Raw genomic sequence first — 24,497 nt, forward strand, 5'->3', positions numbered from 1 at the left:
ATTTATTGACGAGTTTTTTGGTTAATTAGAAGAGCTAGATTGAATTTATTTTTTCTTTCCTCTGGTTCTTATATTTTTATTCAATCGTTACAATCTAAGGCTGATGAGAAAGCGTAAATCCATTTTATCAATTACACTTTCAAGTTTCAAAATCGTTAAAAATTGAATTCTAGAAACATATGCTATGTTCTTCTTCATTCAGAGGAGAAACACATGACCTATAAACACTTATCAGATATCGATCTAGAAATATCACTTAAACAATCTGTAGCCGATGAAACTCATCATAAAATTATTGTTCTTCATAAATTAGCAGAACTAGAAAGAAGAAGACTTTATTCTAAGAACTATCCTTCACTCTTTGAGTATTGCGTGAAAGTGTTAAAATATTCTAGTGCTTCCGCTCAAAGAAGGATTGATTCCATGAGAGCCATGAAGTTGATTCCGGAATTAGAAGAAAAGATCATTTCAGGGGATTTGAATTTATCTTCTATATCTCAAGCGCAAAGCTTTTTTAGACAAGAGGCTAAAGTAGGCAAAAGCTATTCGGTAATAGAAAAGAAAGAAATCTTAGAAAAATTAGAAAACAAGTCTTCTCGAGAATGCATCCAAGAATTGATAACGATTTCCCCGCAAAGCGTTCCTCAAGAGAAAAGAAGAGAACTAACCGTTAATAAGACTGAGCTTAAGGTGGTTTTAAATAAAGATCTCATCTCAAAGTTAGATAAGATCAAAGCTCTTATGTCCCATAAAAACCCAAGTATGACAGATCAAGAGCTAATCGAAGCAATGGCAGAGATTGTAATACAAAAGATAGATCCAATTGAAAAAGCTAACAGAGCAAAGATTAGAAAACAGAAAAATAACACGCCTCAGCTTCCGATAGAGGAAGTAAAAAAACAACAGAGTAAAAATATTCTTGAGACCAAGCCCTCAGGGTCGAGACTGGATGCCTCGAGTCTCAAGAATCGACAATCACGGACGAGCGTCAGTCATACTAGATACATCCCATCCACGATAAAGCACGCAGTCTACAAGAGAGACAAAGGCCAGTGCACACACAAGAGTTGCAACTCAAACAAGTTCCTCGAATACGACCACATCACACCAATCGCAATGGGCGGTAAAACCACCATCCAAAATCTAAGATTATTGTGCAGAACCCACAACCAAAGAGCAGCCATCGAAAAGTTTGGATTCCAAAAGATGCAACCATACCTTAACTTTAAAATACAAAATCTATAGTGATAGTTTTATAAAATAATTTTCTTATTTTGAAACTCAAAATTGAGAAACAATCAAAATAGGAAGGTTAGACGAGCGAAGAGCTCAAGTGATCGGCTTTATATCCGCAAAGTTTTTCTTCTGGATCCAACGGAACATGATAGCGTTGACTATGAACATTGGAAACACAAAGTAAAAAAATCCAAGGAAGAGATAACTTGCACCACCAATAAGCGCAATAAGACTGAAGCGCATACTTACAAAAAACCCTAGTACTGGAATCAGATACGATAAAACTAAGCTCATCGCTATAGAAATCCAGAGAGGTTTTTTATCTTTTAGGTAGTTGGCAGTTGGAATTAGTAATAACACAGCTATTAAGGAAAAATCAGACCAAGACATATCAAACTGCTCTTGTTTTCTAAGATATATTTCATGAATGTACAAAATAGAATTACCCAAGACTAGATTCACAATAATCAATATCAATACGCGCAAATTACGTTTACTCATACTTCTTTTTAAATGGATTCTTCTGATAATTCAAAATATTTCGAAGCTTTCAAATTAAAGTTAGACTTATTCCATTCGAGAGCTCCAATTTTCTTTCTAAAAAAGCTCTGATTACCAGAGTTTTTTTGTTTTAGTATATTTTTTGATATTATTTTGGTAATGCGCCCAAATCGCCTTTTTCAACTACCATTACAGCGAAGTTGATTTCTTCGGCGCCGGCTTCTGTGACGGTGTACATGACTTTTTTGATCGTTAGGAAATCGATCTTTTTATCAGCTTGTACGGTTACGCGTCGGAATTGGTTGATTTCTTTTGTTGGCTTTTGTTGGTTGCCGACAACTTTTTTGATTTGAGTTTTTAAAGCTTGGCGGTTGTCCACTTCGCTCTTTTGAATCGCATCAATTAGTTTTTGATAAAGAGGTCGGACCAACCAATCTCTCTGCTCTTTCACTTCTTTGAAATCAACTAATGGCTCTTGATCCAAGAATACAAATTGATTGGAAATTGTCACCACGTGAGCTGGTGTTAATTCTTTTGTTTCAGCTGCATTTGGAAGAACTACTTCTTTTGGAATAAAAAGTACTTCCCCTGTCGATTTGTAGTTTTGTAGAAGGAATACTGTCAAAACGGTGAACATGTCCACCATGGCAGTCAACGAAAGGATCGCCACCACACTTCTTTTCCCACCACTCAACTGTCTATTTTTTCTGTCTCTTTTTCCTGGTGCGTATATTGGCATATTATGGAGCTCCCCCGCCCGCTGCGACTGAAATCTCTTCGAACCCACCACGGAGTAACATATCCATTCCGTGGATCAAATCGTCATACGTTAATTCTTCTTGAACCGTAATGACGCCATCTTTTTTGTCTGGATATTCTTTTTTAATTTTCTGAAGTTCCGCCATCAATGTTCTGTCGTCGTAAGCTGCGCTCACTTTAGGAATGCTCAATTGATTTTTCCCAATCTTCACAACATATCCACTTGAAACCACATCGAGTCTAAATGCTACCTCTGGACGTGGTGGAGGTTCATCGGGTGTTGCCTCTGTTCTTTTGCTGTAAACCGAGCTTCCAATCTGAATCATGGAAACCTGAGTCCACACCGCAGTCACAAGAAGAAAGATAATGCACACACACATAAGGTCAATAAAAGGAACGATGTTCAAATCAACGTTCGTATCCCTACCGTTACCTTTTTCTGTAATTTGAGCCATATCAAATATTCCTAACTAGTTACTAAATTTAACGATCAAAACAATATTGCTTAGTACTTCATTTTATCGCGGTTGCTTACTACAACGTTGATAAGGTTCATTGAACCTTCTTGCATTTCCGTGATTGCTCTACCGATTCTATGTTGAAAGTATCCGTAGAAAATGATCGCTGGAATCGCAACTAAAAGTCCAAACGCTGTACAATTCAGAGCTTCTGCAATACCTTTTGATAATAATTCTGCTTTTTTTGCAGGATCGGCGTCGGCAACCGCACCGAATGATGTGATTAGACCCACGATCGTTCCAAGTAGTCCGATCAATGTTGCCACGTTACCAAACACCGCAAGGAATGTTGTCCATCCTTCAAGTCTTGGTGTTTCTTTTAGTGCGGCTCCATCCATTGCCACTTGAATTTCTTCATCTGGCCTTTTATTAGCAGCAGAAACTAATCCTGCTTTTAATGTATTTGTTAAGGGAACCGGGCGTGAATCACAGAAAGTGATCGCTCCACGTAGATCTCCTCTTAAAACCATTCCAAGGATTTTGTCCATGAAATCATCTTTATCTACCGTTAATTTCATAAGAGCCATAAATCTCTCAACGATGATAAATACTGTTAATACTCCAACAATCGCGATGATGTACATCGGCCATCCACCATCGTGGAAAGCTTTTTGAACAAAGTTCATCTGAACAGCAGTTTCTGCTGTCGCTGTTGCTACTACTTCTTGTGCGTGTGCTATTGAAATCAAGGGAACCTCCATTATTGTCCTTCAATTTTTTAAGTAATTTCCAATTCTAAATATTCGGTCCAATTCTAAATATTAAACATTCTCAACTTCTAATTTTAAATCCTAAATTCTAATTCTCAATATCCAATTACTGTGCATTGAACAGGAACGGATAACTTACTACAGCTTCCTGATCTGGCGGCGGCTCTGGGAATTTCCATGTTCTCAATCTTGAGAGAATACATTGTTCCACTTCAGAGTTTTTGAGTGTTGAACTCGATACCCTAGCCGAAGATACTCTACCATTTCCAACGATCACCCATTCCAAGATCACTTTACCGTAAAGATTTGGATTTTTATTTAATGTCTTTTCATAACAAGCCGTAATTTGTCTTTGGTTTTCTCTTATCACTCTTCTGATCGCTTCCCTATCGATCGAACCAGAGAAAGTTTCACCTTCACCACCAGGAACAACTGATGCACGACCTTTCGCTCCGAGACCACCCGTCCCGTAACCTGAAACACCTCCGCCTCGACCTTTTGTGTTCACGCCGGCGATACCATAAGTGGCAGTTCCTTCACCACCAGCACCAATATCTTTCAATCCTGTACCAGGTGTATTCCCTGCTCCAAGTGCCGCTTGTCCGCCAGTTCCTGTTGCTTGACCAGCTGCGCCCGCTAAGTTTCCAGAACCCGAATATGTTTTAGATAATTGATCGTTGAAACCTTTTGATCCGAAAGCACTGAAGATACCTTGCTTCGTTGGATCCGGAGCTTTGCTCTTTGCGCTACTATCTGGTTTCGCCTTTGCTGAAGTTGTTGCCTTCACGACACCTTTTCCGGTTCCTGGATTTGGAGTCGTTGGCTTTTTAACTGTAGACTGAGATTTGTTTGGCATTGCTGCTGAAGCTGCACCCTCTTCGCCACGGCTTGGAGCCTTCTCTTGATCTTTGAAAGCTTCAGTTGCAGATTCTGCGCTTTTTGCTTCTTCAGAAAGATCTACTCTTTGCTTTGGACGATCATAAACGAAAGCTGCTTTTTTTACTATTTCCTCAACAGGTGGCTCCTCTGGAGCATCTGGAGTATAAATTGCAAAATAAATTCCTAAGATACCAAAAAACATCACCGTCGAAAGTAATGTCGCAATTTCACTCGTAGCTAAAAGTAAGAACGGAGCCGCAATCGCCTTAGGAGTAGCCGCAACGAAGCGAACGTAAACACTCACGCCACTTCCGAGATCAATTCTAATTACATAGGTTTGGTCTAAAGGAATTGCATATCCCGCACCTTCGCGCGGAAGCTTTCCTTGTAAAATTAAATCATTGATCGTTGTCACAGTTTCATTCACTCTCACTTCACCATTCATATCTGGAGTAATGAGCACTCTCACTTGCGAATCAATTTTAACCAATGGATGAGAAACCGTATTATCAAATACAGGAATACTAATTGTATTTTTAGGGCTGCTACCAATCGTAACAACTTGTGTAGAGTCAAAATGATATGTATCTAGAATTCTTTCGTTCCAAGCTACCGTCACCTCAACAACAGTTCCTTTTACAGGTCTCATTTGCTCACTCAAGTTTTTGATTTCACTTGGAGGAGCGTATGTTCCTTTTAATCCTGTGGGTTGAACATAAGGTTCGTGTTTTTCTACGCCACCTAATGAAACTGGTTTTTCAACTTTATGAACACTTGGAGTTTCCTTCGGTGCAACGGGTGCCACGACAACCGGCGCTGGTTTTGGAACTTGCGGAACTGCCTTAGGCGCTGATACAGGAATTACTTTCGGTGGCTCTGGGACTTTTGGCACTGATGCAGCCGGCCCCGCAGAAACTGGCTTTGGCAAACCAATAAAAAATTCTAATCTGTATCCGCCGATTTTAATTTCTTCTCCAGAATTAATTCTATCATCCAGAACTTGCTGTCCATTTTTGAATGTTCCAGACTGCGAACCTAAGTCACAGATATAAAATCCATCTTGTCTTTTTTCGATAAGAGCGTGAACCGAAGAAATATCTGAACCTTTTAGTTTTAGATGGGCTTCACCTTCAGATCCAATAACGATTTGAGATTCACCAGACTGAAAAACTTCAACTAAATCTTGCGCTAAGTAAACACGTATAAATACGCGATCCGTAATACTCATTTAACACCTCTTGGAACAACTTCTGAAGTCTTTCTCATTTCAGGTAAGAAATTTTCTCTTAACTTGATCAATCTACCAAAGTTGAATTGCTTCTTTTGCATAATATAAAATAATTCTGGTTTTTGAACTTCACCGCGAATGAGCTGATCTTCGAAATTGATATTTGTTCTCTTCTTTTCTTTTCCTTGCGCAAAAGAATGCACTCCCGAAAATAGGAATGCCAAAAAGGTAATGATTACAAATAATTTGAATGGTCTAAAGTAATTCAAGCTGAACATCCTTGTTGCCGTCTTTATTTAGTTACTTCTTGATCCAACTTTTGAGTTAACGTATTAACTTTCTTAAGTATAACAGGATCAGTTGTTATAAATCTAACTTTATTCAAAATCTCTTTTGCTTCCTTAGAATCTTTTTTAAATTCAGCCCAAAGTATAGCTTGGTTCAGCAAAACTGGAACCTTTTGATTTTTAGAATCTATACTTTTGTACACACTAAGAGCCTTATCTACTTTGCCTACACCACGAAGTGCGATGGCATAATTATTTGCAATGGCAGGATTACTCTTGTCTTCATCGTATGCATTTTCTAACAGAGCCAAAGCTTTATCGTAATCTAAATATTTTAAATAATAGGCGCCAAGATTTGCACTTGCTCCTAAATGGTCATTATCACCAAGCAGTGCTTTTTTGAAAGATCCTTGAGCCTCATACTCTTTTCCTTCTTTCATTTGAATCACACCAATACCATTGTTTGCGTCCGCATTCTTTGGATCTTTTGCTAGAACTCTATCAAAATAAATTTTTGCAGCGTCCGGCTCATTGTTCTTGAGATAAAAAATCGCAAAGCCATTGAGGATCTTAACGTTTTCAGAATCACGCGCAAGGAGTTCACTGCCCGTAGCGATCATCTCATTTTCTCTTTGAGAATTTACGGCAGCTTCAAATTTATCTCCTAACTCACTACTAGAAACCTTTGGAGTTTCTTTCTCATCGACTTGTGGAGAAGACTTTCCTCCCGGAGTTGCAGATTTTGGGCTGCCTTCCACTTCGTTATCAAATTCTCCAAAAGATTTTTTATCACCTTCGTTGTAATTTTTTACCTTGCTCGAAGAACAACCCACACTTAAAAGAATCAACCCTGCCAATATTAAATTTTTATTGTTCATCATAAATCCACCTTCGGAATGATGTAATCGATAGATACTTCTTCGAGAACTTTTTCTGATTTGTTCATTCTGTCGAGAGCCTGGTAAGCCGTTCTCACGTACTCGCTATAGATATCAATTTGACGAGCTTTATTGATGGCGTTCTTATAATTATCCAACCCTTGCTGCTTGAGTGGCCCCGCAACCTTATCCACTTCCGCCATATAAACCTGCTGTTGTTCAGCATTTAAACCCTTAGGGAGTGGAACTTTATAAATTGCATCGCTCATGTGTTCATAAGCCTGTCCTGCTGTTGCAAGAGACGCTACCACGTATTCACCCACATCCAATTTTACAATTGGTTCTAATTCTTTATTCATTTTATTGATGAGAGCCAATTTCTTTTGAATTGCTGGTCCTTGTCCTCTTGGATCGTTTGGAATTCTAATCGCCATCATTTCATTCAATGTTGGCAATACAAATTTGAATTGGGCCTCAGCGGATTCTCTCGCACCTATGTCTCCACCAGCTCTGCGCTTTAGACCAATGATTTTTTTGTACCATTCCTCAGCCTTTGCGCGATTTCCTGCCTTTTCAGCATTTTTGGCAATTCTATAAGCCGCGGTGATCACCAATCTCATATCTCTCGGACCTGCATTCAAATATTGCTCATAATATCCATTAGCCATCGCTAGACTATTTCTCTTCTCATAGATCTCGCCGATCAAGAAGAGGGCATCCACTTTGTTGGCTTTCTTACTTGTCTTTTGGAACATCTCGTAGTTTTTAATGGCTCTTGAGTAATTTTTAAATCCGGCCCAAATCACTGCCGAGTTAAAATACAAATCTGCAGCCAAAGGATCATTTGGATATTCATTTGTGAATTTCTCAAACTCTTCAGCGGCTTTCTTTAATTGTCCCGTTCTCTCATAAATACGACCCACGAGGCGTCTGGCTTCTTTCTTTTGCTTTTCGTTTTCCTTACTGCCTGAGTTTAAGAATCCTGTATACATCTGAACAGCTTTTGGCAACTCGCCAGATCTTTCGTAGTTAATTCCAGAGTTGAATTTAGCAATCGGAGCCAGAGTTGATGCTGGGTAATTTTTAGAAAAATTCTCAAAAACTTTTGCCGATCCTGGATAGTCTTTTTTGACTTCAAGGTCTTGAGCTTCTTTAAACTTTGCTTTCTCCACAACGCTCTTGATGTCCATATTCACATCAGCAGACTTTAAACCCGGAGTATTGAGAAGTTCTTGGCCAACTTTCGATAAACCTTCGTAATCTTTTCTTAAGTTATAGATATCTAGAATCAAATTCGCTGAATATACCGCAAACTCTGTCTTTGGATGCTTGCTAATGATTTCTTTGAAGATCACAAGAGCGTGGTCAAAATAATTGTGCGTGTAGTAGAGCCTGCCTGTTTTAAATCTGATATCCAAAGATTTTTCGGATTTTGGGAATTTAGCAAAGTAGTTTTCTGCAGCTGTTACGAATTCTTGTTCTTCTGCATTGAATGGGAATGGATCTAAACTTTGACCTCTAATTTTTTCAAGTTCTTTTTCTGTTGGTAAAGATTTTTCTAGTGCTAAAATCACGTTGAGAGTCGCTGGTCCGTAATATTGACTGGTTGGCGCGTTCTGAATCACCCATCTGTACTGAGCAGAGGCTGTCTCAAATTCGTTCATGTCATAGAGCAATTCCCCAAAGAAGAATCTCATCTCTGCCGTGTTCTTTGCTTTATCAAATTCTTTTACATAAAGTTCATACAAGTTCTTGGTTAACTTTTGCCCTGTTGGATTTCTAGATTTTTGCAAAGCTTTGTGCTCATTCAAGATAATATTTCTGAGTGTTGATTCTCTGGTATCAAAAGATTTTTGAACTTCTTTGGGGTTGGCTTGCGCCCAAGAACTTTCAGAATTGTAGTTAGTAATCCAATTGAATAACTCTTCTCTGAAAGTTTGGCGACTTCCGCCTACAGCGTAGTTCTGTACGATTTGATTTTGGAAATCAAAGTTTTTCGGCGCATCTGGATTCATTTCGATCAATTGGGCAAAAACATATTTGGCCGCTTCCCTTTGGCCACGATCAGAGTACAAATATCCTAATTTTTCTAAAGAACTATAAACTCTTTTCTCTCCGCCCATTCTTTCGAAATAAGTGGAGGCTTGCTCATAGGCTTTAACATCGGGATAAAAAAGAATTAAATCATTGTAGGCCTCATCCGCAAGTCGAATTTTATTTATAGCTTTTCCGTCTTCCGATTCTTGATTTACGTTCTCTTCAGCAATTTCGATTACTTTTTCTAAATGATTGATGGCAATCGCAGTTTGGCCAAGTCTATAATAGCACCAAGCGACTTTATACATGGCAAATGGGTAAATTCTGCTTCTTGGAGATTTTAAAACTGCTTTGTAATTTTCGGCAGCTTTTTTCCAATCACTATTTTCAAAATAAAATTCTGCGGTAGCGAAGTATGATTCTGTTACATATATAGAGCGAGGAAATTCTTTGGTGAGTTTTTCATAGTATGCTGTTCCTTTTTTAAATTGCCCAAGTTCAACAAAGTTGTAACCCATAAAGAAATAAGCTTGATCTAATTTTTTACTCTTAGGAAAATCCTTAATGTACCAACCGTAGAGTTCTATCGCCTTCTTATTGTACACTTGTGGTGCGTTCATTTGAATTTGTGGTGGATTGCCTTTTCTGCCTTTTGATTCCCACACCGCAATCTTTTTATCGAAATCACTTTGAATTCTGTATTGAACAAGCTTTGCTTTCTCAACATAGAGCTCACCAAGTCTTAGCCAGATCTCGCCACGTTCTGGACTTTTTCTGAATTTTTGACTGAGTGAATAGAGTTCATTGATTTGCTGATCTAGAATTTTTTCTAACTGAGCTTCTTTTTCATTACTCTTAATAAAGAATTTCATCGCTGATGGAGGTTTAATTTTTTTGGTGTTACGTATCACCACCTGCTTTGGAGCTGCTGCATCTGGAATGATTTTAGTGAATTTACTGATCTGAACATTACCGCCCCTATCACTGTCTTTGTAACGAGAAAGAACGTCCGCTACGGTGGCGGCTTTCTTTCCTGGAGCTGATTTATTCGCCGGCGCTATTCTTCTCGCTCGATCTTGCGCATGAGAAACGTCGACATTAACAGTCAAGCCACCAGATATTAAACTTAAGGCCAAAGCTGAGTTGATTAATTTTTTCATTCTTATCCTAACCTTATTTTTCGCAACGAGATTTACCTAAGTAGTAGTAGTTTCCAATTTCATCCAGCCAGTATTCACCTTGGAACGGCCAGTACTCAAAACCGTTTTGGATGTAGAAACTTCTATCTTCATCTTCTTGTTCTTTTTCTTCACCTTCAGGCTTTAACATCTTCTTTTTCATTTGGTCTTTTTTACCATTTAACATTTCAAATCTAGCAAAATCATGCTGCTTGAATAGCTCCAGAAGATCCTTGTGTATATCCACTACGTACTTCTTAACCAGTACGCCTGTATTTTCACGAGCACGTTCGGCACGAGTTGCTAATACTTTCTTGGCATACATGCCGAGAGGAGAAGATCTCCATTTTGAGCTTTTTTCGCTGATCAACTTCAATTCATGATCAATCATTTTAATGTAATCATAGCTCTTGGCAAAATCTGTTTCTCTCATAATTTTTCTTGCTACGATGAATGGGATTCCACTATTTTTTCTGATTCCCATGTCTTTTTTATACTTATCAAAACCTAAAATAACTTTTTCGACTTCTTTATAGTATTTATCAGTGGTCTTATAACCTTTGATGATGTCTACAAGATCTTTTCTCACTGGTTGATATATCTTCTCAAATAAATCCAATGTTTTTTCCATCTCTTCATACTGACAAATGTACATATAAACCAAAGATCTCAATAACAAACTCTCTGGAATATAAAAATCTTCATAATAAGGAGAGTGAAGAGCATGCATATTCCCTAGCACCGATCTAAACTGCGCAGCTCTCATCTGTGCCCAAGAAATTTCAAATAAAGCATCATGATAAAATTCGGTATCTCTCGGGACTTGTCTGTAGTAAGACATACCCTGATCCCATTCTTTGTTTTGATAATGAGATCTTGCAAGACCCATTAACGCGGCCACTCTTGTTGTATCCGTGATGTTCTCAGGATTTCGAGAGCTCAATAGCTCATTGAAAGATCTGATCGCCATTTCATTTTTATTTTGTGTAGCATACGAAAGAGCTTCCATGTATTTTGCTTTGCCGTAAAGCGGAGTTCCTTCATCCACAGCCGAGAAGCTCGCTGCAGATTTTGCAAGCTCACCATTTCTAAATTGATATTCACCAATTCTATATCTCAGCATGTCTTGGCTATCAGCTGGAAAATCATTCAATTCCACTTTCGAAATTGCGTAGTTGAGTAAGGTCACATCACCCAGTTGATCCGCAGCCAGTGATAATTTTTCTAAAGATTTTTTGATATAGGAACTGTTTCCATCTCTTACAACATCCACAAAATGGAAAGCCGCTGCTTGATACATTTTCATGTCGTAGAGCATAAGCCCCAAAAGATATTTAATCTGCATTCTTTCTTTTAAGTATCTAGGAGAGCGGCTTAAATTAAAGAGTCTTAATGACGCTTCTTCATAATTTCCACCCTTAGCTAAAGACAGTGCATCTTGTAATTCTGAATTGCTTGATCTTGCTCCTGAGATTGCAGATTTTTTGGGAGGAAGTTTTTTGGCTGACGTAGTTTTTTTTGTCGGCTTCTTACTGGAAGTAGATTTTCTTAATTTCTTTTTGGTTGGTTTCTTTTTTACAGTTTGGGCTTGGGCTCGCTCCGTAAAATTAGACAACGGTGCCGCCTGTATAAGTCCTAGCATTAAGATGTAAATTAATATTTTCTTCGTCATCATTGACCCCATCTCTATCTATACGTCGCATCTGGGAAGAAAAAACTCATCCCCAGGCTCAGTTGTACATCCGTAAAAGAATCGCTGTTTTTTCCTGTACCGTTGGACTTAGTCACTTCACTTGAATACATATACCCTGACAAATCCCAGCGGAACGCCATCCACTTATTCAACCCAAAAATTTGCCCTGTTCCAACATGAATAGCTAATGGCGAATCTTCTTGGTTCGTGTCCATGATTCCCGCACCCAAAGAGAAGTACATATCAAAGGGAACAATACCTTCGCTGAAAGAACCCATTTTTCCGTAGATCGGGCTCCATCTGATATCTGCTCCATAATACATTTCTGGCAAGAGCAAACTAGTTGTCTGAACGCTGGCTTCATCTTCTAAATCTTTAGTTACTTTGTATTTCTGATCCATAAATACAGCAACGATGGCTTCAATAGCCCATTTCTCTGTGATGGCATAGGCTAGGCGCCCCTGTAAGAACGTTGTCATAAAGAAAGCATTGTTGGTGATCAAGCCTAAGTTCGGATTGAATTCAAAACGCTGAGACTTTGGTAAAAATCTTTTTTGAATAACGGCGATATCGTTGAATGGAGTTAACTTATCTAGTTCAGAAATGCTTTTTAGTTTTTCAGATTTAGGTGCATCTTCGGTGAAAGTCTCGGGTTTCTTTTCTAGTCTTTCAACTTTATTTTCCATAAGCGTATCCGCTTCATTTTTGTATAGAGATTCTTCGGGAATAGCAGGTTCTTCCAGAGCAGTCGAATCCGCCGTTCCAACGTTTTCCGATACCTCTTCAGACAATTCCTCTTGTGCATAAGCATTGACCGCAAATGTACTTGCTGTCCCAAGGATTATTAAAACTAAAAGTCTTTTCATGTTGTATCCTTACTCTTCAACCTATTGTCGTAACTAAAATAAAAATCCCGCACCAACTGTCAGGATCGAATTGAACTGTGCTCTATCCGGTAACGTTTTATCAATTGATCCGTTTGAGCCTTGATCCACTTCATTGATGGGATCTTTTGCATTAAAGAAAAACCATCTGTAATCCAAACGAATATTAAATCTTTTTGTTAAATAAATTTTCGAACCAAGACCTGCGCTCATTGCAAAACTATTATCTCCCGAAACAGCATATGTACCAATGCCGGCCGTTCCGTAGAATGACATGTTGGTAACACCTTGTTTTGTTAAGCTTAATTTTCCGTAATAAGGTGTGATCTGGTACGCAAGAAGCATGGCTGAATCAGGAACTGCAGGATTCGGAATATCTACGCCAGTTTCTGAGTCAATTTGCGAAGGATAATCGTTTTCTTTTGCAGAAAATTTATTGTAGTAAAATTGCAAGCCATGAATTTCTGTGAAGTGATAAGTAGCAATGCCACCAAATGTGAGAGGATCAACGAATACATCGTTCAATGTCCAACCGAACATTCCCGTGATCTCGAATCTTCCCTTGGTCATTATATTTCTATTTTTCACTGGCTCTGGATTGTCAAACTTTGGTAATACAGATTCGCTCGCCAATTCATCTTCGGGAAATTGAATTTTAACGGCATAGCTCTCGATCGAAAAAATTGAGAGTAATATTAAAAACACGATGAATCTCATGATGCATACTCCACAGTAAAAATAACCAGCAAAAATCTGGATGCTCTAGTCTTTAATAAGTCTACAGAATGACTAAGGAAGTAAGCACCTTTTTTTGTTCTATGAGTCTAGCTCCTTTGACCTAGGTCGAGTCTCAAAGTCGAGATTCCAAACCTAAAGTCCAGCGGTAAGTCTAGAAAGAAAGCACATCAAAGTCTTCACCCTAATTTTCGTCTCAGATTGATCCGATAAAGAATGGTAAGAAAAATAACTTACACGGAGGTAAGTTTTGAAATTTTTGAATGCACTAACTTTTGCAGTTTGTTTTTTAAACCTAACAATGAACGTCGCTTGCACGGGTTTACCGCTTGAGAGATCACCCAATAGCGGTTACACCAGCTACTCGGATTCGGATTTCAGAGAGGTTTCTCTAAGAGATATCAGCGGAAGACATAATGATTTTTCCTCTCGATCACTTTCTCCAAGGGAAAGTACTGAATATCAGACAACCTCTGAGAAGAAAAATTTAGAATCTAACCTTCTAACTCCAGAAGAAAGAAAACAATATCTAAGATACAAACCCTACTTGAACGAAGAAGAAAAAATCGAATTCTTGCAACTCGCAGATGTTTTCGCTAGAGAAAGATGGATTCAAGCAAGAGGGCTAGGGTTCTCTGCTGAAAGATACAACAGAACTATTGCCTCTTTGATTGAGCAAAATGACATCGCATTAGGAATGCAAAAAGATGCTGTCAGAGAAAGCTGGGGAGATCCAGACTTCGTTGAGGTTTCAGGCAATCCACAGTTTGAAAATGAAAGATGGACTTTTTCACTACCAGTACAAACTCAAGAAGATTATAAAATCGAAAAAAGACTTGTTTATTTTGAAAATGGACGAGTTGTAGGCTGGAGCACAAGATAATCTATTTGCGCTGATGAGAAATTCAACTTAGAATTTCTCAAATGGCTGAAAGTAAAGATCCTAAAAAACCCACAACTCCGCCTCCAGCTGCCGCTCCAGAAGCGCCTGCGGAACCACCTCCATGGTTAGTTAAAGCAAAAGCCATTATTGCAGCTACAGGTAAAGTTTCAAAAGCCATCATTGGCTCTCCCATCATTCAAAGACCTAAAAATATCATTAAAAATTTTGGATTGATGGGTTGGATGAAGGTCTTCACTTGCTTTGCCGTAGCTCTGCTCACTTACACCGTTTATAAAACAGCTCCTCAGTGGAAAAAATTTTGGAAAATACCTTATCTCTCTACCTTCGAAAGCGTAGCTGATCAAAAGTTCAATTATGCCTCAGATTCTAAGGTGATCAGATACAGCAATGATCTTCTACTCCCACAACATGTGGTTCTTATCAATAAGATCGTAGTGAACGTAAAACCTGGCAAACTTTCCACGGCCAATCCCATGATTGCTTTTGATCTTTATGTTCGTACAGATACCAGCGAAGCTTCTGTGGAAATTAAAGAGCGTGAAAAGCAGATCCAAGATCATTTGCAACGTTTTTGCGAAGGTCTAAATTACGATCAACTTCAAACAGAAGATGGTAAGCAAACTTGGAAGAACCGAATGAAAAGAGAACTCAACCTTGTTTTAAATAACGGCAAGGTCAAAGACATTTTCTTTAAAACTCTTCTTATCAAACCTTAGCGGTTTCCTCTTTTTCTTGTTCGATTTTACTTTTTAAAAGACTTTCAATATTAATTTTGTAAGTGCGAATGCGATCATTCAGTGTACTTCTGGGAATTCCCAAATCTTCCGCTGTCTTTCTCTGGTTTCCAACATTGATTAAAAGTCTTTTCTGAATGATTTGCTTTTCAATTTCTTTAATCACATTTTTCTTTGATGAGCCATTAGCGATGTGAATAGCTCCGAATGATTCTATGTCCACAGTTTTTTGATCAATCAGTTTTAGAACATGTCGCTTCTCGATAGAATGACCAGGAAAAACTGCCCTGGCTCTTGAAACTAAATTTTTTAATTCTCTAATATTTCCTGGCCAATCATGTGTTTTTAATTCTTGGATAGCACAGTTTGTGAATTTCACTTTCATTTCTTTAGAAAAAGTAAAAAGAATTTTGTCAAAATCCTCCATTCTTTCTTTAAATGAGGGAACATTGACTTGAATGATATTCAATCTATAAAAGAGATCTAACCTGAATTCCCCTTTCTCAACTTTTTTCCTTAGGTCTTGGTGAGTACAGGCAATGATACGAACATTCGTCTTCACTACACGGTCAGAGCCGACAGGCTTGATCTCTCTATTTTCGAGTGCCCTTAGAAGTTTGGGCTGAAGACCAATTGGCAGATCACCAATCTCATCCAAAATCAGCGTTCCATTCTTTGCGGTCTCAAAGGCCCCTTTTCTATCTTGCGTGGCCCCAGTAAAGCTACCCTTTACGTGCCCAAAAAGTTCGCTCTCTGCTAAGGACTCCGTGAGAGCACTGCAATTCACCGTCAATACGGCAGCATCTTTTCTTAAAGACATTTTATGAATATATTGGGACATCACTTCTTTTCCTGTTCCTGATGGACCCAAAATCAACACGGAAAGATCTGACTTAGCTATATCTGGAATTCTTTCTAGCTGTTCTTGCCACTTCGGATTTTTACTTGTCATTTGTTCCGCTAATGAAACCGTATTAGATGAGTGAAAAATAAATTCTGTACTTCCAATTTTAATAATGTCTCCAGGATGGAGATATCTTTCGAGAATTTGCACGTCATTCACAAAAGTTCCTCTTGCGGACCTTAGATCTCTCACCAGATATTCGCTCCCCTTCTTTTCGATTCTTGCATGCTTTTCATTCATGTGCTCTTCGGTCAGCACAATGTGATTGTCTTCAGCACTTCCAAAGCACAGAAACTCCGTCATCTCTATGGGATCAGAATGCGGGTTTGACAGGTTTTTTAAGAACATACTTCCTCCTCGCGGCTAAGTTTATAGCCCACAGGACCAATTACAAAAGCCATGCCGGGACTTTTTACGCGATTTATAGGTTTTTAAGCAAAATAAGCACTTTTTTGATCTAAGAATTTGAACTTTTCCCCGTTTTTGGACATACTCATTTGGGCGGCCCACATGAAACATATTTCTAAATTTATAACTAGCGCACAAAATCCAACACAGTATCCCGAGCCATCTCTAAAAGAAGTTGCCGTCGTTGGTAGATCTAACGCCGGCAAGTCTTCACTTCTCAATTCAATTCTAAAAAGAGACATCGTCAAAGTCAGCGGACAACCAGGAAAAACTCAACTGATCAATTTCTTCACCAAAGAAGAAAAATATATTGTTGTGGATTTACCAGGCTATGGATTTGCTGGCGTTGCAGAATCTGATCGTAGAGGCTGGCGCCAAATGATCGAAGATTATTTGATGACAAGAGACACTCTCGTGGGCGTGATCATCGTGATGGATTCAAGAAGAAATTGGGAAGAAGAAGAAAAAGACCTCAGACATTGGCTACACATGGAAGGAATTCATTTGGTCGTTGCTCTTACGAAAGTGGACAAGCTTTCTAAGGCTGAGCTTGCTAAAAAGAAACAAGAAATCGTTAAAGAATCCGAAACAGAATTTACTTTTGCAACATCTGCAGAAAAAAATATAGGTATTAATGAATTAGAAAACTTTATTTATAACCACTGGATTAAGGGAACATAAATGAAGGTCATCGGTGTAATTCCTGCAAGATATGGCTCGACAAGGTTTCCTGGAAAACCCCTTGCATTGATCGCAGGAAAGCCCCTTCTTCAGTGGGTGATCGAGGCGGGGAAAAAATCAAAATTGATAGATCAATTGATCGTAGCCACAGACGACGAGAGAATCATGAAGCTTGCTGAAGATTGTAACGTGGATGCTGTGATGACGGATACCCATCTCCAGAGCGGAACCGATCGTATTTGGGCGGCGATTAAAAATGAACAATTTGATATCGCAATTAATATTCAAGGCGATGAACCGCTTCTCACTGGCGAAGTCCTCGATATTTTGGTTCAATCCATGATCAATAATCCAAAATCAGAAATGGCAACATTGGGGCATCCATTTAAGTCTTTGAAAGATATTGAAAATCCTAATGTAGTTAAGATTGTTTTAAATCACAATTCTGAGGCGATTTACTTTAGCCGTTTCCCAATACCTTATTCTAGAGGCATTGAGTTTTCGCAAGATGTTAATCTGCAACATGTAGGTCTCTATGGCTATAGAAAAGCATTTTTACAGAAGTTTTGTGAAACTCCGGCTCAAAATATTGAGCTTCAAGAGTCTTTGGAGCAACTGAGAGCCCTGTACTTAGGGGCTAAAATTCAGGTTACTAGCGTCGATTACGAAACAAGAGGTGTCGACCAGCCTTCAGATGTGTTAATTATAGAGAGAAAATTACTTGGCAAATAGGCGTCGTAAATAAAAGGAACAAAATGACTCAGAAGAACACCAAGAATCTAAAAAAGAAAACCAATAAGAAAAAATTAGAACAAAAATTTATTTTTGTTACTGGCGGGGTTGTTTCCAGCGTAGGAAAAGGTTTAGTGACTGCAAGTCTAGGCACACTTCTTGAGTCTCGCGGACTAAAAGTCACGATGATGAAGTTTGATCCTTACATCAACGTCGATCCAGGAACTATGTCTCCATTTCAACATGGCGAAGTGTATGTGACAGAGGATGGCGCAGAAACAGATTTGGATTTAGGCCACTACGAAAGATTCTCTTCCGTGCAAGTATCAAAAGCCAATAGCGTTTCGACAGGTCAAGTTTATGAAACCGTGATTGGCAAAGAACGTCGCGGCGATTATCTCGGAGGAACTGTACAAGTTATTCCTCATATTACAGACGAAATTAAATCTAGAATGTTTGAAGCTGGTCAAGGTGCCGAGGTTGTTCTCGTGGAAATTGGCGGAACTATTGGCGACATTGAGAGTTTACCCTTTATCGAAGCGATTAGACAGATGAGAGTGGATCTTGGCGTTGAGAATACACTTTATGTTCATGTCACATGGATTCCATATATCGCTGCGGCTGGCGAACTCAAAAGTAAACCCACTCAGCACTCAGTGAAGGAACTCAGAGAAGTCGGTATTCAAGCGGACTTTTTGATCTGTCGATCGGATCGCCCAATCACAAAAGAAATGAAATCTAAAATTGGTTTATTCTGCTCTGTAAGACCCGACAACGTGATTGGTGCTCACGATGCAAAAAGCATCTATGATGTTCCACTGCTCTTGAGCGAAGAAAAATTTGATCAAAAAGTTGTAACAAGATTAAATATTGATACAGACACACCAAACATGAAACCTTGGCAGAAAATGGTTCAAACTCTCCATAATCCAGAAGTGACTACAAAAATTGGAATTGTTGGAAAGTATGTGGACTTAAAGGAAAGCTACAAGTCTCTCATCGAAGCTTTGGTTCATGGTGGAATTGCCAATAAAGCAAAGATTATTTTTGAATACATTAATTCTGAAGCTATAACTTCTAAAAATGTTTCCGAAATTTTAAAAAATGTAGATGCGATTTTAGTTCCTGGGGGATTTGGAGAAAGAGGCATCGAGGGGAAAATCACGGCAATTCAATATGCTCGTGAAAATGATGTTCCATTCTTTGGTATTTGTTTAGGCATGCAGCTTGCGAGCATTGAATTCGCAAGAAACGTTTGCGGAATCAAAGACGCTACTAGCAGAGAATTTGTCGACACTAAAATTAATGCCAAAAATTGCGTGATCGATTTGATGTTAGAACAAAAAGATAAAAAGGATAAAGGCGGAACGATGAGGCTTGGATCTTATCCATGTCACCTGAGCAAAGACACTCTTGCTCGTCACATTTACAAGAGTGATGTAATCTTCGAGCGGCACCGTCATAGATTTGAATTCAACAACCAGTACAGACCACTTTTTGAAAAGTACGGAATGACATTTGCGGGAGTATTCAAAGAAAAAAATCTAGTGGAAGTTGTAGAGCTGAAAGATCATCCGTGGTTCTTGGCTGTGCAGTATCATCCAGAATTCAAATCAAAGCCCATGTCTCCTCATCCGTTGTTTGAGAGCTTCGTAGGGGCAGCGATTGTGAGAGCTCAAAAAGACACCCCGAAATCCAAGAGTAAGTTAAAAACACAAACTAAATCTAAAACGATGTCTGAAAGCAGACACGCAACTTAATAATTTTTAAGGTAACAGAGAAATGAAACCCGACATACAGGAATTACATCGAGTATTGGACATTGAGGCGCAAAGCATTTTGGATCTCAAAAATCAAGTGACGGAAGAATTTCCGAAGGCACTTGATATTTTATTAAAGTGCGAAGGAAAAGTTTTTCTAACTGGCATTGGTAAATCCGGTCTGATTGGAAGAAAAATTGCAAGTACGTTGGCATCCACCGGAACTCCTGCGATATTTATTCATGCAGCAGAAAGCTCTCATGGCGATCTTGGGATGATTTCTAGCAAGGACGTTGTAATCGCACTCAGCAACAGCGGCGAAACTGATGAACTTTCAGATTTGATCAATTACGTTTCTAGAAAAAATATTCCTCTAATTTCTATCACAAAAACAAAAGAATCCACGCTCGGAAGAGCAAGCCAAGTGGTTTTGAGAGTGACCGTGAAAGAAGAGGCTTGTCCTATGGGACTCGCTCCAACTTCGAGTACAACCGCGGCTCTTGCTCTCGGAGATGCACTGGCTGTAGCGTTATTGAAGCGTCGTGGATTTAAAGCTGAGAACTTTGCAGAATTCCATCCTGGTGGAAATTTAACTAAGCGCTTAGTAACTAAAGTAAAAGACATTATGTATTCCGGAGAAACTCTTCCACTCGTAAGCCCATCCACTTCCATGAAAGAAGTGATTTTCAAAATGACAGCTTCTGAAGTGAGAGGCGTTGCCGGCGTTGTTGACAAGAGCAAAGAACTTGTTGGCATTATCACAGACGGAGACTTAAGACGTCGCCTAGAGACACCGAAGAACATTCATGAGGATTCTGCGGAAGCACTCATGACACTTAATCCAAAAACTATTGACCTTAACGAAATGGCAGAGAAAGCTCTGAGCGTTATGGAAAGACACAAGATTCAATCCCTCTTTGTAGTGGATGAAGCTTCTAAATATCCCCACAATCCCGTAGGTATAATTCATATTCAGGACATTTTAAAAAATGGAATTAGGTAGAATCGAAACAGAAAATTTAATTGGAACCAGAGTGCAACAAGACGACCTTGGAGCTCTTTACCGTATGTATACCAATGAAGAAGTGATGTATACTCTTGGTGGTACAAAACTCTTCAGAGAAGCCAAAGAGATTCATGCCAACATGATGGAACATTGGGAAAAGTATGATTTTGGTATTTACATTTTAAGAGACAAAGTAACCGGAGAGTTCGCAGGCCGCGGCGGACTAAAAAAAGTCACAATCGAAAACAAAGAAGAAATCGAAATCCTCTACGCCCTTATGCCTCAATTCTGGGGAAAAGGCCTAGCTCTAGAGATCGCTAAAAAATCCATAGATATCGCCTTTGAACATCTAGACATTAAAGATTTAATTTGCTTCACCTGGACAGAAAACAAAAAATCTCAAAAAGTAATGGAAAAAGCAGGATTCAAACACGAAAAAAACTTCACCCACTACAACCTCCCCCACACCCTCTACCGCCTAAAAAAAGGTACCCCCTAGTTTTCCGTACTGTCAGCGCGTCAAATACTTATTAAGATTTATTTTCTGCCTTGATATTGGATGAATACAGTCTTTGATCTCGGTCTTTTTAAAAATTTTTTGAAAAATATTTTCTTCGAAATCCTGAGGACAAAAATTTATCCACGATGCGGGGTCTTCTTTGGGCACAAGCTCATCAATCGGATTTTTTGTAAGTTGAATTTTTTTATTTGAGACGAAACTTGTCCAAGGATAATTCTCCACGCCTTTACAAAGCTTGGCCCTCACAGGATTTCTTAAAATATATTTATACATTAAGGCATAACCCTCAGCTGTTGAAGTATGTGTCCAAAAATACTTTCCTCCATATAAATGATTTTTTCTACCTGCTGCCAGATTAATTCCTTTGCTAGTCATTTGCATAAAATAGTTCATTGCTTTATCTAGATTTTCTTCTGGAGTAGAGCATAATAAATGAAAGTGATTACTCATTAAAGTAAACGCATGAATTTCAATCTTATATTTTTCTTTAGTTTTATTTAAATAATAAGTAAAAATATTCCAGCAATCACTAAGCGGTATAGGGAACCACTCAGCGTTATTTGTTTTTGCATTAACATGATAGGCGCCATGGTCATATTTAATTAGCTTTTGTCTTCCCATATGTTTTAGAAATGCAAACTATGAACATACGTATAAACAAACCTATTGCTTCTTACAAAGCAACGAATCCGAATAACGTATTCATATCCGAATATGACGCATCGACAGTACGGAAAACTAGGGGGTACCTTTAGTGGGCGTCGAACCAGGAGTTGCCGGAGGAGATGTTTACTTTTAAGGGGACTTTAAGTTTTACTACGTTTTCCATCATGTCTTTTATTTCTTTTTGGTATTTTTCTGATTTTGATTTTTCGACTTCAAAAACCAATTCGTCATGCACTTGTAGAATCATTTTTGCATCGGACTTGGCAAAAATATCGATCATGGCCTTCTTCACGATATCGCTAGCGGCTCCTTGCATGGGAGCATTGATGGCAGCTCTTTCACCAAAGTTTCTCACTTGGGCATTCTTGGATTTTAATTCCGGTAAATATCTTCTTCTGCCCGAAGCCGCCTCGACGTAACCTTGTTTTTTGGCGATTTCAATAGTTTCTGTCATGTAGTCTTGAACTTTTGAAAATCTTTGGAAGTATCTAGAGATAATATCCGCAGCCTCAGTTCTTGAGATTCCCAAGTTTTCAGCCAAGCCATGAGCGCCCATACCGTAAGCCAAACCAAAGTTGACTGCTTTTGCAATTCTTCTTAGGTTAGAGTCGACCTTATCCAATTTAATATTGAACACTTCTGCCGCCGTCGCCGAGTGAATATCAAGATCATTTTCAAAAGCTTTCACTAATCCAGGGTCACTTGTTACATGCGCTAAAATTCTCAATTCAATTTGCGAATAATCGGCAGAAATCAACTCGCAACCCTCTGCTGCAATAAAAGCTTTTCGTATAGCATTTCCACGCTCAGTACGAATTGGGATATTTTGAAGATTAGGATTGGTACTAGAAAGCCTTCCTGTCGTGGTTACCGTTTGATGAAATACCGTATGCACTCGATGATCTTTAGGATCCACCAGCAATGGTAATGTATCCACATAAGTGGATTTCAATTTTGCCAACTCTCTGTACTCAATAATTTTTTCGGCAATGGGATGTTCTTTCTGTAATTTAGAAAGAACATCTGAGTCTGTTGAAAATCCGGTTTTAGTTTTGCGAATAGGAGTTAATTTGAGCTTTTCAAAAAGCAAATGTGAGAGCTGTTTTGGAGAAGCAATATTGAATGTTTCTCCGGCCAACTCATAAATTTTTGTTTCTAACGCTCTGATGTCTTTATGAAGACCTTCACTTTGTTTTTTTAAAATATCTGTATCAAGAAGAACACCATAAGATTCCATTGAGTAAAGAACTTCAATAAGAGGTAGATCATAGGTCTCATAAACGCTAAGGCCATTTTGTACGATCATCTTTTCGCGAAGATGCTTTTCCACTTGCTGGTTAGCCAATAAGAGTTCTGTCCCTGATGGAAAATCTGGAAGTTTTAAGTTAAAGCATTTCTCATAAATTTCAGGAAAAAGACCGATATCACCTGCCGTAACAATGTAAGCTGCAATCTGATGGTCCCAAACAGCGCTTGCGGTTTTTAGTTTTAATGATTTCCAAAAAGCTTTAAGATCGCAACCTTTCCACTTTACTTCTTTGTCATCAAAAATTTTACTGAATTTATCGAGGTCATCTTGAAGAGTAAAGACCTTATTCTCAGTCGCTACGAATAAAGCCCGATCATTTGGCAAAATCCAAAGTGTCTCACCCTTTTTAATTTCTTTTTCAAATTCTACCGCATTTACACTTTTTTCTTCGATGCTTGTAGCATTATCTGTAGGAGCCGTAATTGGGGTTTCAATTTTTTTCTCAATTTCTGTTGGGATTTCGACAGGAGCTTCTTGCGTCACTCCGAAAATTTTTCTCTCAAAAGATTTGAAATCCAATTCATTCAAAAGTTCAACCATCTCGGCTTTGTTCACAGGTTTTAACTTTAGAGATTCAACATCGGCATTCAATTCAATGTCTGTTTTGATAGTTACCAATTGCTTTGAAAGGTAAGCGATATCTTTTGAGTTGATGAGCTTCTCACGAAGTTTATCTGGCTTTACAGAATCTATATTCTTATAAATTTCATCTAGCGATGGATATTGATCAAAAAGCTTCAAGGCAGTCTTTGGGCCCACGCCCGCAACTCCCGGAATGTTATCCGAAGAATCACCAATCATAGAAAGATAATCAATCATTTGATCTGGAGTAATTCCCCACTTTTCTTTTACACCATCGACGTCATACACAACGTCTTTCATAGTGTCGTACATTTTGATGGTTGGAGTAATAAGTTGCGCAAAATCCTTATCACCGCTCACGATGGTCACTTCGATTTGTTTTTTCGCGGCCATCACCGCTAGCGTTCCGATAATGTCATCCGCTTCAACCCCAGCCTGCTGAAAGCATGGAATGCCAAGGGTCTCGATAATTTTAGTGAAGTAAGGAAGCTGCGGAATCATCTCTTCCGGCATTTCAGATCGATTGGCTTTGTAGTCTGGAAAAAGCTCTTCGCGAAAACCATCTTCCTTAGAATCAAAGCAATAAGCCATATAGTCAGGCTTCATTTCACGAAGTAATTTAACCGTCATGGAAAGGTAGCCATACAAAGCATTAGTCGGCATACCTTTAGAGTTTGTGAGCTGTCGAATGGCGTAAAATGCCCTAAAAAACATATTGCTGGCGTCTACAAGAAAGAGTCTTTTCATGGGCAAAATCTATAAGGGGCA

General features: G+C 38.7%; 22 protein-coding genes. 8 read left to right on the forward strand and 14 right to left on the reverse strand.

Annotated features, from left to right (window positions below):
- The first annotated feature begins 213 nt into the window (after positions 1 to 213).
- On the forward strand, positions 214 to 1,245 hold the full coding sequence (locus V4596_07785; protein ID MES2769030.1) for an HNH endonuclease signature motif containing protein: 1,032 nt from the start codon (positions 214 to 216) through the stop codon (positions 1,243 to 1,245).
- 84 nt (positions 1,246 to 1,329) lie between these two features.
- Here V4596_07785 and V4596_07790 read toward each other — a convergent pair whose 3' ends face one another.
- From V4596_07790 to V4596_07840, 11 genes are all read right to left on the reverse strand, one after another.
- Positions 1,330 to 1,737 carry a hypothetical protein gene (locus V4596_07790; GenBank protein MES2769031.1) on the reverse strand — a complete coding sequence of 136 codons (408 nt, stop codon included), beginning with the start codon at positions 1,735 to 1,737 and terminating at the stop codon, positions 1,330 to 1,332.
- A gap of 148 nt (positions 1,738 to 1,885) precedes the next feature.
- On the reverse strand, positions 1,886 to 2,476 hold the full coding sequence (locus V4596_07795) for a biopolymer transporter ExbD (GenBank protein ID MES2769032.1): 591 nt from the start codon (positions 2,474 to 2,476) through the stop codon (positions 1,886 to 1,888).
- Position 2,477: 1 nt separating this feature from the next.
- The gene (locus V4596_07800) at positions 2,478 to 2,951 is read right to left on the reverse strand and encodes a biopolymer transporter ExbD (GenBank protein MES2769033.1); all 474 of its coding nucleotides are present in this window, start codon (positions 2,949 to 2,951) and stop codon (positions 2,478 to 2,480) included.
- Positions 2,952 to 3,001: 50 nt separating this feature from the next.
- Positions 3,002 to 3,703, reverse strand: coding sequence for a MotA/TolQ/ExbB proton channel family protein (locus V4596_07805; GenBank protein ID MES2769034.1), 702 nt, complete (start codon positions 3,701 to 3,703; stop codon positions 3,002 to 3,004).
- A 127-nt stretch (positions 3,704 to 3,830) separates the two neighbouring features.
- On the reverse strand, positions 3,831 to 5,831 hold the full coding sequence (locus V4596_07810; GenBank protein MES2769035.1) for an AgmX/PglI C-terminal domain-containing protein: 2,001 nt from the start codon (positions 5,829 to 5,831) through the stop codon (positions 3,831 to 3,833).
- The gene (locus V4596_07815) at positions 5,828 to 6,100 is read right to left on the reverse strand and encodes a hypothetical protein (GenBank protein ID MES2769036.1); all 273 of its coding nucleotides are present in this window, start codon (positions 6,098 to 6,100) and stop codon (positions 5,828 to 5,830) included. The genes V4596_07810 and V4596_07815 overlap by 4 nt, the downstream gene beginning before the upstream one ends.
- 23 nt (positions 6,101 to 6,123) lie before the next feature.
- On the reverse strand, positions 6,124 to 6,999 hold the full coding sequence (locus V4596_07820) for a tetratricopeptide repeat protein (protein ID MES2769037.1): 876 nt from the start codon (positions 6,997 to 6,999) through the stop codon (positions 6,124 to 6,126).
- A complete protein-coding gene (locus V4596_07825) occupies positions 6,996 to 10,193 on the reverse strand; it encodes a tetratricopeptide repeat protein (GenBank protein MES2769038.1) in 3,198 nt (1,065 codons plus the stop codon). Before V4596_07825 ends, V4596_07820 begins: the two co-directional genes overlap by 4 nt.
- Before the next feature lie 13 nt (positions 10,194 to 10,206).
- Complete coding sequence (locus V4596_07830; protein ID MES2769039.1) at positions 10,207 to 11,883, reverse strand: tetratricopeptide repeat protein; 1,677 nt, start codon at positions 11,881 to 11,883, stop codon at positions 10,207 to 10,209.
- Between the two features lie 14 nt (positions 11,884 to 11,897).
- Entirely contained in the window at positions 11,898 to 12,770 is an 873-nt protein-coding gene (locus tag V4596_07835; protein MES2769040.1) for an outer membrane beta-barrel domain-containing protein, read from the reverse strand.
- 33 nt (positions 12,771 to 12,803) lie between these two features.
- Complete coding sequence (locus tag V4596_07840; protein MES2769041.1) at positions 12,804 to 13,505, reverse strand: outer membrane beta-barrel domain-containing protein; 702 nt, start codon at positions 13,503 to 13,505, stop codon at positions 12,804 to 12,806.
- A gap of 268 nt (positions 13,506 to 13,773) precedes the next feature.
- Here V4596_07840 and V4596_07845 point away from each other — a divergent pair, with 268 nt between their 5' ends.
- Both V4596_07845 and V4596_07850 read left to right on the forward strand, forming a co-directional pair.
- Entirely contained in the window at positions 13,774 to 14,406 is a 633-nt protein-coding gene (locus V4596_07845) for a hypothetical protein (GenBank protein MES2769042.1), read from the forward strand.
- A 41-nt stretch (positions 14,407 to 14,447) separates the two neighbouring features.
- Positions 14,448 to 15,143: a flagellar basal body-associated FliL family protein gene (locus V4596_07850; GenBank protein ID MES2769043.1), complete on the forward strand. Its 696-nt coding sequence runs from the start codon at positions 14,448 to 14,450 to the stop codon at positions 15,141 to 15,143.
- Here V4596_07850 and V4596_07855 read toward each other — a convergent pair.
- Positions 15,133 to 16,413 carry a sigma 54-interacting transcriptional regulator gene (locus V4596_07855; GenBank protein ID MES2769044.1) on the reverse strand — a complete coding sequence of 427 codons (1,281 nt, stop codon included), beginning with the start codon at positions 16,411 to 16,413 and terminating at the stop codon, positions 15,133 to 15,135. The two genes, V4596_07850 and V4596_07855, sit on opposite strands and share 11 nt — an antisense overlap.
- Before the next feature lie 162 nt (positions 16,414 to 16,575).
- Between V4596_07855 and yihA the strand changes: the two genes are divergently transcribed.
- Genes yihA through V4596_07880 form a run of 5 tightly spaced genes read left to right on the forward strand, consistent with a single transcriptional unit; the run spans position 16,576 to position 21,151 of the window.
- On the forward strand, positions 16,576 to 17,154 hold the full coding sequence (gene yihA / locus V4596_07860) for a ribosome biogenesis GTP-binding protein YihA/YsxC (GenBank protein ID MES2769045.1): 579 nt from the start codon (positions 16,576 to 16,578) through the stop codon (positions 17,152 to 17,154).
- Positions 17,155 to 17,886 carry a 3-deoxy-manno-octulosonate cytidylyltransferase gene (gene kdsB / locus V4596_07865; GenBank protein MES2769046.1) on the forward strand — a complete coding sequence of 244 codons (732 nt, stop codon included), beginning with the start codon at positions 17,155 to 17,157 and terminating at the stop codon, positions 17,884 to 17,886.
- Positions 17,887 to 17,909: 23 nt separating this feature from the next.
- Entirely contained in the window at positions 17,910 to 19,646 is a 1,737-nt protein-coding gene (locus V4596_07870; protein ID MES2769047.1) for a CTP synthase, read from the forward strand.
- 22 nt (positions 19,647 to 19,668) lie between these two features.
- Entirely contained in the window at positions 19,669 to 20,649 is a 981-nt protein-coding gene (locus tag V4596_07875) for a KpsF/GutQ family sugar-phosphate isomerase (protein MES2769048.1), read from the forward strand.
- Positions 20,636 to 21,151 (forward strand): GNAT family N-acetyltransferase, encoded by a 516-nt coding sequence (locus V4596_07880; protein ID MES2769049.1) that lies wholly within the window; start codon positions 20,636 to 20,638, stop codon positions 21,149 to 21,151. The genes V4596_07875 and V4596_07880 overlap by 14 nt, the downstream gene beginning before the upstream one ends.
- 12 nt (positions 21,152 to 21,163) lie before the next feature.
- Here V4596_07880 and V4596_07885 read toward each other — a convergent pair whose 3' ends face one another.
- Together V4596_07885 and polA are read right to left on the reverse strand one after the other, a co-directional pair.
- Positions 21,164 to 21,793 carry a transposase gene (locus tag V4596_07885; protein ID MES2769050.1) on the reverse strand — a complete coding sequence of 210 codons (630 nt, stop codon included), beginning with the start codon at positions 21,791 to 21,793 and terminating at the stop codon, positions 21,164 to 21,166.
- Positions 21,794 to 21,923: 130 nt separating this feature from the next.
- Positions 21,924 to 24,476, reverse strand: coding sequence for a DNA polymerase I (gene polA, locus V4596_07890; protein MES2769051.1), 2,553 nt, complete (start codon positions 24,474 to 24,476; stop codon positions 21,924 to 21,926).
- Between the last annotated feature and the right edge of the window lie 21 nt (positions 24,477 to 24,497).

It is taken from the genome of Bdellovibrionota bacterium, from assembly GCA_040386775.1.
Taxonomy (GTDB): domain Bacteria; phylum Bdellovibrionota; class Bdellovibrionia; order Bdellovibrionales; family JAEYZS01; genus JAEYZS01.